The organism is Rugamonas aquatica (genome assembly GCF_009380215.1).
Classification (GTDB): Bacteria; Pseudomonadota; Gammaproteobacteria; order Burkholderiales; family Burkholderiaceae_D; genus Rugamonas; species Rugamonas aquatica_B.
Genome location: NZ_WHUG01000007.1, coordinates 229,981 through 242,179, shown reverse-complemented (window position 1 = coordinate 242,179; position 12,199 = coordinate 229,981). Strand labels below are relative to the sequence as shown.

Annotated in this window: 13 protein-coding genes; 10 read left to right on the top strand and 3 right to left on the bottom strand. The window is 61.7% G+C overall.

What is annotated here, in order from left to right:
• The first annotated feature begins 25 nt into the window (after positions 1–25).
• Both GEV02_RS18900 and GEV02_RS18895 read left to right on the top strand, forming a co-directional pair.
• Positions 26–1,663, top strand: a complete 1,638-nt coding sequence (locus GEV02_RS18900; RefSeq protein WP_152839421.1) for an alpha-amylase family glycosyl hydrolase — start codon at positions 26–28, stop codon at positions 1,661–1,663.
• A gap of 102 nt (positions 1,664–1,765) precedes the next feature.
• The gene (locus tag GEV02_RS18895) at positions 1,766–3,637 is read left to right on the top strand and encodes a glucokinase (protein WP_043481341.1); all 1,872 of its coding nucleotides are present in this window, start codon (positions 1,766–1,768) and stop codon (positions 3,635–3,637) included.
• A gap of 79 nt (positions 3,638–3,716) precedes the next feature.
• Here the strand turns inward: GEV02_RS18895 and GEV02_RS18890 are convergent, their stop codons facing one another.
• Positions 3,717–4,460: a MerR family transcriptional regulator gene (locus GEV02_RS18890; RefSeq protein WP_152839420.1), complete on the bottom strand. Its 744-nt coding sequence runs from the start codon at positions 4,458–4,460 to the stop codon at positions 3,717–3,719.
• A gap of 140 nt (positions 4,461–4,600) precedes the next feature.
• Here GEV02_RS18890 and GEV02_RS18885 point away from each other — a divergent pair, with 140 nt between their 5' ends.
• Positions 4,601–5,134: a PadR family transcriptional regulator gene (locus GEV02_RS18885; protein WP_008451621.1), complete on the top strand. Its 534-nt coding sequence runs from the start codon at positions 4,601–4,603 to the stop codon at positions 5,132–5,134.
• 130 nt (positions 5,135–5,264) lie between these two features.
• Positions 5,265–6,521 (top strand): MFS transporter, encoded by a 1,257-nt coding sequence (locus tag GEV02_RS18880; RefSeq protein WP_152839419.1) that lies wholly within the window; start codon positions 5,265–5,267, stop codon positions 6,519–6,521.
• Here the strand turns inward: GEV02_RS18880 and GEV02_RS33345 are convergent.
• Positions 6,518–7,093, bottom strand: a complete 576-nt coding sequence (locus tag GEV02_RS33345) for a hypothetical protein (RefSeq protein WP_235922831.1) — start codon at positions 7,091–7,093, stop codon at positions 6,518–6,520. The two genes, GEV02_RS18880 and GEV02_RS33345, sit on opposite strands and share 4 nt — an antisense overlap.
• A gap of 183 nt (positions 7,094–7,276) precedes the next feature.
• Between GEV02_RS33345 and GEV02_RS18870 the strand changes: the two genes are divergently transcribed.
• The 6 genes from GEV02_RS18870 to GEV02_RS18845 all read left to right on the top strand — a co-directional run bounded on the left by GEV02_RS18870 (position 7,277) and on the right by GEV02_RS18845 (position 11,156).
• Positions 7,277–8,185, top strand: coding sequence for a 2-dehydro-3-deoxygalactonokinase (locus tag GEV02_RS18870; RefSeq protein WP_328595855.1), 909 nt, complete (start codon positions 7,277–7,279; stop codon positions 8,183–8,185).
• A 2-nt stretch (positions 8,186–8,187) separates the two neighbouring features.
• A complete protein-coding gene (locus GEV02_RS18865; protein ID WP_152839417.1) occupies positions 8,188–8,808 on the top strand; it encodes a 2-dehydro-3-deoxy-6-phosphogalactonate aldolase in 621 nt (206 codons plus the stop codon).
• A gap of 29 nt (positions 8,809–8,837) precedes the next feature.
• Positions 8,838–9,719 carry an SMP-30/gluconolactonase/LRE family protein gene (locus GEV02_RS18860; protein ID WP_152839416.1) on the top strand — a complete coding sequence of 294 codons (882 nt, stop codon included), beginning with the start codon at positions 8,838–8,840 and terminating at the stop codon, positions 9,717–9,719.
• A gap of 49 nt (positions 9,720–9,768) precedes the next feature.
• Positions 9,769–10,194 carry a DUF7684 family protein gene (locus GEV02_RS18855; RefSeq protein ID WP_152839415.1) on the top strand — a complete coding sequence of 142 codons (426 nt, stop codon included), beginning with the start codon at positions 9,769–9,771 and terminating at the stop codon, positions 10,192–10,194.
• Between the two features lie 100 nt (positions 10,195–10,294).
• Entirely contained in the window at positions 10,295–10,780 is a 486-nt protein-coding gene (locus GEV02_RS18850; RefSeq protein ID WP_152839414.1) for a hypothetical protein, read from the top strand.
• 13 nt (positions 10,781–10,793) lie between these two features.
• The gene (locus GEV02_RS18845) at positions 10,794–11,156 is read left to right on the top strand and encodes a hypothetical protein (RefSeq protein ID WP_152806261.1); all 363 of its coding nucleotides are present in this window, start codon (positions 10,794–10,796) and stop codon (positions 11,154–11,156) included.
• 26 nt (positions 11,157–11,182) lie between these two features.
• Here GEV02_RS18845 and GEV02_RS18840 read toward each other — a convergent pair whose 3' ends face one another.
• Positions 11,183–12,181 (bottom strand): acetoacetate decarboxylase (ADC), encoded by a 999-nt coding sequence (locus GEV02_RS18840; RefSeq protein WP_152839413.1) that lies wholly within the window; start codon positions 12,179–12,181, stop codon positions 11,183–11,185.
• Between the last annotated feature and the right edge of the window lie 18 nt (positions 12,182–12,199).

Below are 12,199 nucleotides of genomic sequence, written 5' to 3'. Positions count from 1 at the left end.
TGATCTGCCAACCCAGGATTTTCTTATGACTAAGCAACTTACACAAGTTTCCCCGCACGCCCAAGATTGGTATCGTGAAGCGATTATTTACCAGGTTTATCCGCGCAGCTTCAACGATACCAACGGTGACGGCATAGGAGATATACCTGGTATTACGGCAAAGCTGGACTATATCGCATCGCTGGGCGTGGACATCGTCTGGATTTCGCCTTATTTCAAATCGCCGATGAAGGACTTCGGCTACGACATCGCCGATTACTGCGATGTCGACCCGATGTTCGGCACGCTGGCCGACTTCGACGCCATGGTCGCCCGCGCCCACAGCCTGGGCCTGAAGATCATGATCGACCAGGTGATGGCGCACACGGCCGAGGAGCACGCCTGGTTCAAGGAAAGCCGCGCCAGCCGCGACAACCCGAAAGCCGACTGGTATGTGTGGTCCGACCCCGCACCGGATGGCAATCCGCCGAACAACTGGATGTCGGTATTCGGCGGCTCGTCGTGGCAGTGGGATACGCGCCGTCGTCAATACTATTTACACAATTTCCTGGTCAGCCAGCCGCAGCTCAACTTCCACAACCCGGAAGTGCAGCAGGCGCACCTGGATGCGCTGCGTTTCTGGCTGGAGCGCGGCGTCGACGGCATTCGTCTGGACGCCTGCAACTTCCACTTCCATGACCTGGAACTGCGCAGCAATCCGCCGGCCGTCAACCGCGACACCGCCACCGTTTCCGACGTCAACCCGTATGGCATGCAGGCGCACGTCTACGACAAGAGCCGTCCGGAGAACCTGCCGTTCCTGCAAAAGCTGCGCGTGCTGCTGGATGAGTACAAGGCGGTCGCCATCGGCGAAGTGGGCGCCGACGATTCGCTGGCCGTGATGGCCGAGTACACCGCCGACGGCGACAAGCTGCAGATGGCCTACAGCTTCAATCTGCTGGTGCCGACCTGCTCGTCGCACTACATCCGCAAGCAGGTCGAGAATTTCGAAGCGCGCGTGAAGGGCGGCTGGGCTTCCTGGTCGGTCGGCAACCACGACGTGCAGCGCGTTGCGACCCGCTGGGGCGGCCCGTCCGCGCCGGTGGCTTTCGCCAAGATGATCCTGGCGATGCAGCTGTCGCTGAAAGGCACGCCTTGCCTGTACCAGGGCGACGAGCTGGCCTTCGCCGAAGCGGACGTGCCGTTCGAGCTGCTGCAAGACCCGTACGGCATCACTTTCTGGCCGGAGTTCAAGGGCCGCGACGGCTGCCGCACGCCGATGGCCTGGACCACCGGCGCCAACGGCGGCTTCACCGAAGGCAAGCCATGGCTGCCGGTATCGCCGGACCACTTGGCCAAGGCGGCCTCGGTGCAGGAAGGCGACGAGGGCTCGTCGCTGGAATTCACGCGCAAGTTCATCGCCTGGCGTCGCAAGCTGCCGCAGCTGACGCGCGGCGCCATCCAGTTCTTCGACACGCCGGAACCGGTGCTGGCGCTGCGCCGCGATGCCGAGGGCGAACGCGGCATCATCGCCGTGTTCAACCTGGGCGCGGAGCCGGTCGGCTGCACGCTGCCGCAGGCGGTGGGCGCCGAGCAGATGGAGGGCTACGGCCTGCCGGGCACGGTGGTGGACGGCCAGGTGCAGCTGCCGGCCTTCGGCGCGTGGTTCGGCTACGCCCGCTAAGGGAGGTGTAGTGAGGGGGAAGCGATACCTTTTCGCATCGTTTCCTTCTTAACATCTGGTATTTCGGGTATGCTTCCGCCTACTGTTTTGACTGAATCGATGATGAAACAAGCTGAAGTGGATCAAAAACTGAACCGTACCGCCTTTGCCGACGGCCCGCGCCTGCTGGCAGACATCGGCGCCACCCACGCCCGCTTCGCATTGCAGACCGCCCCCGGCGAGTTCCGCGCAGTGCGCGTGCTCAAGTGCGATGACTACACAGACATCGTCGCGATGTTGCGTTCCTATCTGTCGGACCACTCCGATATCACGCTGAACCACGCCGCGCTGGCGGTGGCCAATCCGGTCAGCGGCGACCATGTGCGCATGACCAATCGCGACTGGGAATTCTCCACCGACGAAGTGCGCCGCGCGCTGGGCCTGCACACGCTGCTGGTGGTGAACGACTTCACCGCGCTGGCGATGTCGCTGCCGGGCCTGAAACCGTCCGACCTGATGCAGGTAGGCGGCGGCAAGCCGGCGTCCAATTCCGTGATCGGCGTGCTGGGGCCTGGTACCGGCCTCGGTGTGTCGGGCGTGATTCCTACCGTCGACGGTTTCGTCACGCTGGGTTCGGAGGGCGGCCACACCAACTTCGCGCCGGCCGACGAGCGCGAATATTCGATTTTGCAGTACGCCTGGCAGACCTGGTCGCACGTGTCGACCGAGCGCCTGATTTCCGGCCCCGGCATGGAGATCATCTACCGCGCCATCGCCAAGCGCAACGGCCGCCAGGTGCGCGACCTGACCTCGCAGGAGATCATGGCCGGCGCGCTGACCGACAAGGATCCGCTGTGCCTGGAAGTGCTGGAATGCTTCTGCGCCATGCTGGGCGGCGCCACCGCCAACCTGGCCGTGACCTTGGGCGCTTTCGGCGGCATGTTCATCGGCGGCGGCATCGTGCCGCGCATGGGCGAGTGGTTCGCCTCGTCGCCGTTCCGCACGCGGTTCGAGGCCAAGGGCCGTTTCACCAGTTATCTGTCGGAGATTCCGACTTATGTGATTACCACGCCGAATCCGGCGTTCTACGGCGTGGCGACGATTTTGTCCGAACACCTGCGCGGACGCAGCGGCGCCAATACGCTGATGGAGCGCGTGCAGCATCTGCAGCACGAGCTGACCCCGGCCGAGCAGCGCGTGGCGCAGCTGGTGCTGGAGCAGCCGCGCCTGGTGTTGAACGAGCCGATCGCCGACATCGCCCGTCTGGCCGAAGTGAGCCAGCCGACCGTGATCCGTTTCTGCCGTTCGCTGGGCTTCCTCGGTCTGGCCGATTTCAAGCTGAAGTTCGCCAGCAGCCTGACCGGTGCGATTCCCGTGCGCCACAGCCAGGTGCGCGTCAGCGACAGCACGCATGATCTGAGCGCCAAGGTAATCGATAATACTGTTTCCGCGATTCTGAAATTCCGCGACCAGCTGGACGTGCGTTCGCTGGACAAGGCGATTGCGCTGGTGGCCAAGGCCAAGCGGGTGGAGTTCTACGCGATGGGTAACTCGCGGGTGGTGGCGCTGGACGGCCAGCACAAGTTCTTCCGCTTCCGCATTCCGACGTCGGCGTATGGCGATTCGCATCTGCTGACGCTGGCGGCCGAGTTGTTGAATCCGGGCGATGTGGTGATTGCCATTTCCAATTCCGGCAAGCTGCCGGATCTGCTGGCGGCCGTGGATGCGGCGCGTGCGGCGGGGGCGGATGTCATCGCCATCACGTCGAGCAATTCGCCGCTGGCCAAGAAGGCCAGCGTGTGCCTGGCGGTGGATCACAGCGAGGACAGCACGACTTTCCTGTCGATGATCTCGCGCATCCTGCAACTGCTGTTGATCGACATCCTGTCGGTCGGCATCTCGCTGGACAGCCAGAACTCGCGCCTGGTCGTCGAACACAAAGCCGCCACCGGCGACGACAACCGCCGCCTGCTGATCTCCCACCTGGACAGCTAAAGCAACTCCGGGGTCAAGTCTGACATTTGGACACGAGCTCTACCGTAGCAGCTGCCACGGTAGAGCTCGTGTCCAAATGTCAGACTTGACCCCGGACGTAGTGCTGCACCGCCTGCAGCATGAACGTCGCCAGCTCGGGGTGGATCTTGTCGAAGTTGGCTTTGAAGCGCGGATCCTCGGAGTAAATGGCGGCCAGGCCGGTCAGTTGCTCCACCTGCGGCACCCAGAAATACTCCATATGATCCCGCCAGCGCTGCACGATGGCCTGCACCGCCGCGCTGTCCGCTCCCTGCGGCATGGCCACCACCATATCGGTATAAACAGTATTCCCTTCCGCCATGATGGCGTCCTGCTTGGCCTTGCTGTACGCGCCCCATTGTTTGTTGGACGCCTTGACGGTGGCGGCGTCGTAACGCTGCTCCGCTTCCTGCGCATATGCCTGCTGCTCCGGCTTGTTCAAGCCCGAGAATAAACTTTCGCTGTTCATGATCTGTTTTCCTTGCAAGTGGAGGATGGTGTTGTCCACAGTCGCAATCAAGCCTTGCAGCCGCTCGCTTTGATTGCGCAACGCTTCCTTGTGACTGAGCAGGGCTGCCATGACATCGAAATCGTCCCGGTCCATCAGCTTGCGTATCTCCGCCAGCGGCACGTCCAGCTCCCGGTAGAACAGGATCTGCTGCAAGCGCAGCTGCGCCGCCTCGCCGTAGTAGCGATAACCGTTGTCGCCGACGCGCGATGGCTTCAGCAAGCCGATCTCGTCGTAGTAGTGCAGGGTCCGGGTGGTGACGCCGGTCAGCTTGGAAAGTTGTTTTACTGTGAGCATGGACGGATGGTGAACTCTGACGTGGCGTGAAGGTCAAGCACAAAAATTATACAAAAAAGTCCTTGAACTCTTCCGTAAACAAGTTAAGATATATCTCAATAAGTTATATCTTAACTTATCATATCGTAAGGAGTTCGAGAATGTTTAGATTTTTACATCATCAACATCGCCATCACGCCATGCATGGCGACCATCACCACCATCGCGGCGGTGGCGGCCGTGGCCGTGGTCCGAAGATGTTCGACGCCGGCGCCATGCGCTACATCGTGCTGCAGCTGATCGCGGAAAAGCCGCGCCACGGCTATGAGATCATCAAGGAGCTGGAGCAGCGTTCCGGCGGCGGCTACACGCCGAGCCCGGGTGCCATCTATCCGCTGCTGTCGATGCTGCTGGACATGGGCCACGTGGTCGCCACCGCAGACGGCAACAAGAAGCTGCACACCATCACGCCCGAAGGCGAAGCCTTCCTGGCCGAGAACCGCCAGTTCGTCGACGCCATCGTGGCCCGCATGAGCGATCCGGCCGAGTCGCGCGACGACCTGCGCACCATCATGCATGAGCTCAAGCATGCCGTCATCGCGCAAGGGCAGGAGAACCATCCCAGCGCCGCCAAGCTGGAGCTGATACGCGCCATCCTGCGCCGCACTACCGCCGAAATCCTGGCGCTGGACTAAGAGGTTGTCTCAAAAAGACCGCAGCTTCGTTGCGGCTCCTCGCCGTGCAGGCGCACTGTCTTCGTCGCCGCGCCTCGCTGCGCTCATTTTGAAACAACCTCTAACCGCCCCAGAAAAGGAGCACAATAATATGCAAGCAAATTCCCCTTTGACGCTGCCGCTGCCGGAAGCCCGCGAGCGCATCGTGCTGTGGCTGCTGGCGCTGACGCAGTTCACCGTCATCATGGACTTCATGGTGATGATGCCGCTGGCGCCGCAGCTGATGCGCGCCTTCTCCATCGAGCCTGCGGCCGTGTCCGGCGCGGTGTCGGCCTACGCATGGTGCGCAGGCCTGTCCGGCCTGCTGGCCTCGATGTATATCGACCGCTTCGACCGCAAGCGCCTGCTGCTGGCGATGTTCGCGCTGTTCACCTTGTCCAACCTGGCTTGCGCGGTGGCGCCCAACTTCCATGTGCTGGTGCTGTCGCGCGCGTTTGCCGGCCTGACCGGCGGCGTGCTGGCCTCCATCATCATGGCCATCATCGGCGACCTGATTCCGGCCCATCGCCGTGGCGCCGCCACCGGCATCGTGATGACCTCGTTCAGCCTGGCCGCCGTGGCCGGCGTGCCGACCGGCGTGATGCTGGCCGCGCACTATGGCTGGGCTTCGCCGTTTTATCTGCTGGTGGTGTTTTCGCTGCTGATCTGGTTCGGCGCCTGGCGCGTGCTGCCATCGCTGAACGGCCATTTGACGCGGCGCGTGCCGCTTTCCGAAGTGCTGCCGAACCTGATTGGTTTGTACCGCGTGCGCGGCCATCTGAAGGCCTTCCTGCTGTCGGGCATTAACATGATGACGGGCATGCTGGTGATTCCCTTCATCTCGCCTGTGCTGGTCAGTAACATCGGCGTGCAGCCGGCCGACATCACCTTTGTCTACCTGGCCGGCGGCGCGGCCACGCTGTTCAGCGCGCGCCTGATCGGCAAATGGTCGGACCGCGTCGGCGCGCACCGCATGTATCGCTATGTCGCGCTGTTCTCCATCCTGCCGATCATGTTCATCACGCATATGCCGGTGATGCCGCTGGTGGCGGTGATCCTGTTCTTCCCGTTCTTTATCACGGCCATCTCGGGCCGCAACATCCCGATGCAGGCCTTGATGACGACGGTGCCGGATCCGGCCAAGCGTGGCGCCTTCCTCAGCTCCAATTCGGCGATCCAGCAAGTGGGGAGTGGTGTCGGTGCGTTGCTGGGCGGCTTGACGCTGCATACCGATGCGGCCGGCCATATCGTCGGCTACGGCCTGAACGGCTGGATCGCAGCCGGGCTGACCTTGTTCTCGGTACTGTGGATAGGGCAGGTGGGCGCAGCCGCGAAGGCCGCGCCGGTGGTGGAGCAGAAAGCCGCTTAACCGTCGATGCCGGTGCGCTTGGCGGGGTGTTTTTCACGGCGCCAGCGCGCCAGGCTGATGACTTCGTCGGTGCTGGCGTCTTCCACCAGGATTTCCTCGTCGCTCGACGAGACCAGGAAGCTTTCCCAGCGCTGCGCCGCATCGCTGCTGTTTTCCACAAAGCTGAACTGCCAGTAGCTCTTGCCGTTCAGTTTGCGCGGGGCCGGGTCGTATTCGATCAGCGCCCCGTGCGATTTTCCGCCCGAGTTTTTCTCCACGATGGCCGACCAGGCTTGCAGTTCCGGCAGCGCCATCAGGGCTGCGGCGGCCTGTTCCTTGGTGCGCAGATGCTGCGCCTCGGCCGAAGCCGGCTGCGCCGCATTGACGGCGGCACGCGGCGCGACCGTCGCCGAAGCGGAGGTCGATGCCGACGCCGATCCGCTGGCGCTGGCCGGCAGCTTGGCCTGGGCCGGCAAGACCTGCGATTCGGCCGGCGTCATGTTGGCGAAATAGACACCCCCGCCCAGCAGCAGCACACCGGCAACGGCGCCTGCAATGAACAGATTTCGGGTGGACGGGGTGCGAGATTCCATAAACGGGGAGGCCTGGGCAATTTTGTTGCGGTCATACTAAACCAAAGGCATCTAAGGGGCAACTTTTACCGGCCTCAGCGGCCTCTGGCTATATCTTTTTGATATTAGTCGGGCGAGATAATTCATTGGAGGCGGGGGCGGCTTTTTCGTACCATGACGGCAGTATCGGTTAAGGACTGCATAGTGGACAAAAATATACTGGGGATAGACTGGGGCACGAGCAACCGTCGCGCGTATCTGATCGATGAACACGGCGCCTGTCTGGCCGAACACGAGGATGGCCAGGGCATGCTGGCGGTTGGCGGCCGCGAGCGCTTCGGCGCTTCGCTGGCCGGATTGCTGGCGACCATGGGGGTAGGCGCGGAGGTGCCGGTCATCATGTCCGGCATGGTCGGCAGCGCTTCGGGCTGGCAGGAAGTTCCCTATCTGGACAGCGCCGTGCCGTTGCAGCGCCTGCCCGCCCACTTGGTGCCGGTGGCTGATGCCGACTGGGCCGGCCGCTGCCGCATCGTCCCCGGTTATTGCTATCGCAGCGGCGCTGCCGTTGATGTCATGCGCGGCGAGGAGACGCAGTTGCTGGGCGCGGTCGCGCTCGGCCATCGCGACGGCTGGCTGGTGCTGCCGGGCACCCACAGCAAATGGGTGCTGCTGCGCGATGGCTTGATCCAGGCTATGTCCACCTACATGACAGGCGAGCTGTTCGCCATGCTGTCGGCCGGTGGCACGCTGTCGTCCATGATGGGCGGCGATGCCTCGGACGCGGAAGGCTATGCCATCGGCCTGAGCCAGGCCGGCCGCAACGAGCCGCTGTCGAACACGCTGTTCCGCGTGCGGGCCGGCGTGGTCTCGCGCAGCGCACCGGCGGCGCAGGCCCCGGCCGTGGTCAGCGGCCTGTTGATCGGCGCCGAATTCTCCGCCGCCGCCCGCGCACTGGAGCAGGCCGGCGGTGCGGCCCGCATCACCGTCATCGGCTCGCCGGCGCTGGCCGCCCGCTATGCGGTGGCCGCCGCACACTTCGGCTTGCAGTGCGAAGTGCTCGATCCGCATCGCGTGTATTGCACCGCGATTTCCCAATTCATCAACCAGGCTTGAACATGACTCCATCCCATCCCACCGTTCCGCTGGTCGCCATTCTGCGCGGCCTGCAACCTGCGGAGGCGGTCGCCGTCGGCAAGGTGCTGCACCAGGCCGGCTTCCGCGCGCTGGAAGTGCCGCTGAACCGTCCCGGCGCGCTCGAATGCATCGCCGCGCTGGTCAAGGAACAATTGCCGGACACGTTGATCGGCGGCGGCACCATGCTCAACGTCGGCCACGTCGAAGCCGTGTATGAAGCGGGCGGCCGCCTGCTGGTTTCGCCGAACTGCAATCCCGCCGCGATCCGCCGCGCTGCCGACCTGGGCATGTACTGCGCGCCCGGCGTCGCCACGCCGACCGAAGCGTTTGCCGCGCTCGACGCCGGCGCCCACGCGCTCAAGCTGTTCCCGGCCGACATGGTCGGCCACAACGGCTTGAAGGCTTTCAATAGCGTGGTGCCCGCCGGTACGCCGATGTGGCCGGTCGGCGGCATCACGCCGGACAATATGGAAGGCTGGGTGCGTGCAGGCGCCACCGGCTTCGGCATCGGCGGCCAGTTGTACACGCCTGGCGTCAGTCTGGACGAACTGGGCCAGCGCGCCGCCGCTTACGTGAGCAAGTGGCGCGCATTGGCCGTATGATGGCGGATTCGACATTCGGAGTTAATTTGATGAGCCAGCATGAAGTGCAATGTATCTGGGAAGTCCGCGCGCAACTGGGCGAAGGCCCGCTGTGGGTGGCGGAACAAAATCGGCTGTACTTTGTCGACCTGAAAAGCCAGAACCTGCATGCGCTGGACGTGGTCAGCGGCCAGCGCCGCAGCTGGGCCATGCCCGACTACATGTGCTGGCTGATCGCGCGCCGCGACGGCGACGGTTTCATGGCCGGCCTGCGCGACGGCATCGCCCGCGTGTGGCTGGAGCCAGAGTTGCGCATCGAATACCTGGCGCGTCCGTTCGCCGTCGGCAGCGGCTTGCGCATGAACGACGCCAAGGTCGATCAGGCCGGCCGCATCTGGGCCGGTTCCATGCACAACACCGATTACGCCCAGGCCATCGGCAAGCTGTTCCGACTGGACCACGATCTGTCGCTGACGGCGGCCGACGAGGGCTACCACATCTGCAATGGCCCGGCCTTCAGCGTTGATGGCGCCACCATGTACCACACCGACAGCTACGAAGGCCGCATCTACGCCTATTCTTTGGCGGCAGATGGCACGCTGGGTACGCCGCAACTGTGGCGCCAGTTCGGCGACGGTGAAGGTTCGCCGGATGGCATGACGGTCGATAGCGAAGGCTGCGTCTGGATCGCGCAGTGGGGCGGTGGCCGCGTCTGCCGCTACTCGGCCGACGGCGAGCTGCTGGAGACGATACGCGTGCCGGTGCGTAATCCCGCCTCGTGCACCTTCGGCGGCGATGATCTGAAGACCTTGTACATCACCACCGCGCGCGAGGACAATACGCCGGAGCAGTTGCAGGAGTTTCCGCTGACCGGCGCGCTGTTCGCCGTGCGGGTGGACGTGGCGGGCGTACCCGCCGCGCGCTTCGGCTAGCAGCGTCCCTGCCTGTTAAAATTCGGGACTCGATATCAATGGTCCCATCATGCAGAAACCAGTCATCCGCTATTTACACCTCACTCCCGACAGCGACCTTCCCGCGCTGGAAGGCCTGTCGCAATTCAAAGCCGTGCTGGTGGTCGAGGCCGACGTAGCGGAGATGACGATGTGGGAAACCAGCCGCGCGCTGGTCGCCGCTGGCTGCGCGTATGCGCTGGCGTGGGGCAAGGAGTGCGAGCAATGGCATGACGCTATTGACGATGCTTATCTCGAAGCTACTAATTACGAAGACGTTCCCGAAGAACAGCACGTCGTGACGACCTGGCACGAGGATGAAGAACTGAGCGAAGTATTCTGGTTCGCCCAGCACCGCGCCGTGCACCCCGCGCACGAATTGCGCGAAACACTGATCCTGCATATCGCCGACACCCCGCGCCGCGAGGAGCTGGAAGCCGAGTACCGCGACGCCTGATCAGGCGAGCGCACCTTTGAGTGCGCTCAGACCGTATCCCTCCGCCCCATGCTACATCTGCCATCCAGGGATTGCGGAGCTCGATGGCGGAGGCGGCGAAATGAACAACAAGGACATTTATTATTCATGCGTGACATTGATCGCCTATGAGATCAGCCAGTGGCTTTATAACGAGATCCACTATGTCTGGTGTACGCATTACTTCGACCCGCCGTCGAGATTAAATCCCTACAACTCGGTACCGCCAAGCTCAAATCCGCGTGCGCTTTATTGGAGCCTCATGAAAGATGTGGAGGCATTGGACTTGCATTCGTCCAGAATAAATACAGTCCGTGCTGGCATTCAGCGCGGCGCAGCCAGCCGGCTACATCAAGGTATGATTGGAGCTTCTCAGTACAGGGAAATATTAAAGTTGATACGGTTGGCTCAACCTGCCAATTTTAAGCCCCTCATGCTGGTGATTCCAGGGGCGCCAGTCACCGCCATGTTAAATGCTGTGACGGTGGCACAGCGAGCCAGTCTTTTCTCTGAAGAGTACATCATCGAGAGTTTGCCAAGAAATCTCTTTGATGCGATTGAACTATGAATCGGAGTCAGTCATGGACATTCTTACTTATGTCGAGACAGCACCTGAGGATACGGCGTTCGCTGTAATTTATTATTGCATGCGAGCTTTGGACCAGGCCGGCTTACCCGAAGAGCAGCAGCGCGATATTTTCTTTGATGGACCGTCCAACCCACCCACAACGGAAAGCATCAATCTAACCCGGGCGATTCTGGCCGCCATCGAAGAAGCAGAGCATATGCCCATTGACGATCTGGACCGGAAGACTGCCGAAGCCTATATCCGCAACGCCGGGGCGGCAATGGATACAATGATCACGCGCATGGAAGGATACGACGAGGCCAGAGGCAAGGAACTATTGCGAAGAATGGAAGCCGCATCGCTGATCGCGTTGTAGCTTCCACCGCTGGCTCACAACGACAGTCACATGTCCGCAGGAAGATCTTTCAATGCCTTGGGGGCATAGAGCGCACTCTGGAATTCTGGGACATATTCGTACTTCATCATCTTCCCCAGTTTGAGCGACTTGAGGTATGTCGAGAAGCTGCCGTCACTGAGTTTCAAATTCACCGCGTCGGAACTCGTACTGGAAGCATGCGTAAGCTGTTTCGAAATCGCATAGCCAAATGTCAGTTGCCCATCCTGGTCGATGTTGGTGAAGCTACTCTTCACCAGTTCAGCTTCATGCGACACGTCGCTTAACTTCTTGCCTTCAAAAACGAAATCTATTTCGCCCGAGTCGCTGTCCGTTACAGTGAAAGAAAATGACTTGTCCGTTTCCTTGAGTTCAATGCCCGTCCGCCATTTCGGCAGGTTGTAGCCGACGACCCCTCTCACCCTGGCGAGTTCGGTATTCACCGGGAGCTTCAGTACATAGCCCCAGAAATCGCCAGAGGATGCTTGGTTCATTAGCGTAAGCGGGCCAAAGCTCGATTTGCCGGGCTTGTTCGTAACGATGGAGAGCGAAATCTCGCTATAGCTGTCGTTGTCGCAGTAATCGTAGGTGTAAGCGGTCAACGCGACCACGCCACGCCCCGGCCAGATCTGCAGCGGTTGAACTTCCTGCAGGATCTTCTCCGGCATCAGCTCGCGCAAGCGGTCGAGATTTGCCGTGAACACAGCGGTAATCTTGCGGTTCTTGTAGTAGAAGTTTGGTGAATACGATTCGAAACCGATGTCGACCTTTTCCTTCTTGATACCCTTGAACCAGCTGAGGTCGACGTCCGGAGCTTCCGAGGCGATCACGGACAACGGAGGGTTGGAGCGAAAGCGGTCATACAGACCGCCCGCAACCACGGGCACATCATGACCGCCAATGTGAATGAGAACCTGCTTGGGTTCAGTTAAATTCTGAGCCCATGAAGGAGCTCCAACGGAACTCAAGATCAATCCCGAGACTGCCGCGGTTTTTTGGATATTCATGCTCTACACCTTAAAAGT

Excerpts from the sequence above, each read along its gene's own strand:
- GEV02_RS18895 (WP_043481341.1), top strand. The coding sequence starts at position 1,766 with ATGAAACAAGCTGAAGTGGATCAAAAACTGAACCGTACCGCCTTTGCC.
- GEV02_RS18900 (WP_152839421.1), top strand. The coding sequence starts at position 26 with ATGACTAAGCAACTTACACAAGTTTCCCCGCACGCCCAAGATTGGTAT.
- GEV02_RS18865 (WP_152839417.1), top strand. The coding sequence starts at position 8,188 with ATGACTCCATCCCATCCCACCGTTCCGCTGGTCGCCATTCTGCGCGGC.
- GEV02_RS18880 (WP_152839419.1), top strand. The coding sequence starts at position 5,265 with ATGCAAGCAAATTCCCCTTTGACGCTGCCGCTGCCGGAAGCCCGCGAG.
- GEV02_RS18840 (WP_152839413.1), bottom strand. The coding sequence starts at position 12,181 with ATGAATATCCAAAAAACCGCGGCAGTCTCGGGATTGATCTTGAGTTCC.
- GEV02_RS33345 (WP_235922831.1), bottom strand. The coding sequence starts at position 7,093 with ATGGAATCTCGCACCCCGTCCACCCGAAATCTGTTCATTGCAGGCGCC.
- GEV02_RS18860 (WP_152839416.1), top strand. The coding sequence starts at position 8,838 with ATGAGCCAGCATGAAGTGCAATGTATCTGGGAAGTCCGCGCGCAACTG.
- GEV02_RS18850 (WP_152839414.1), top strand. The coding sequence starts at position 10,295 with ATGAACAACAAGGACATTTATTATTCATGCGTGACATTGATCGCCTAT.
- GEV02_RS18890 (WP_152839420.1), bottom strand. The coding sequence starts at position 4,460 with ATGCTCACAGTAAAACAACTTTCCAAGCTGACCGGCGTCACCACCCGG.
- GEV02_RS18885 (WP_008451621.1), top strand. The coding sequence starts at position 4,601 with ATGTTTAGATTTTTACATCATCAACATCGCCATCACGCCATGCATGGC.
- GEV02_RS18845 (WP_152806261.1), top strand. The coding sequence starts at position 10,794 with ATGGACATTCTTACTTATGTCGAGACAGCACCTGAGGATACGGCGTTC.
- GEV02_RS18855 (WP_152839415.1), top strand. The coding sequence starts at position 9,769 with ATGCAGAAACCAGTCATCCGCTATTTACACCTCACTCCCGACAGCGAC.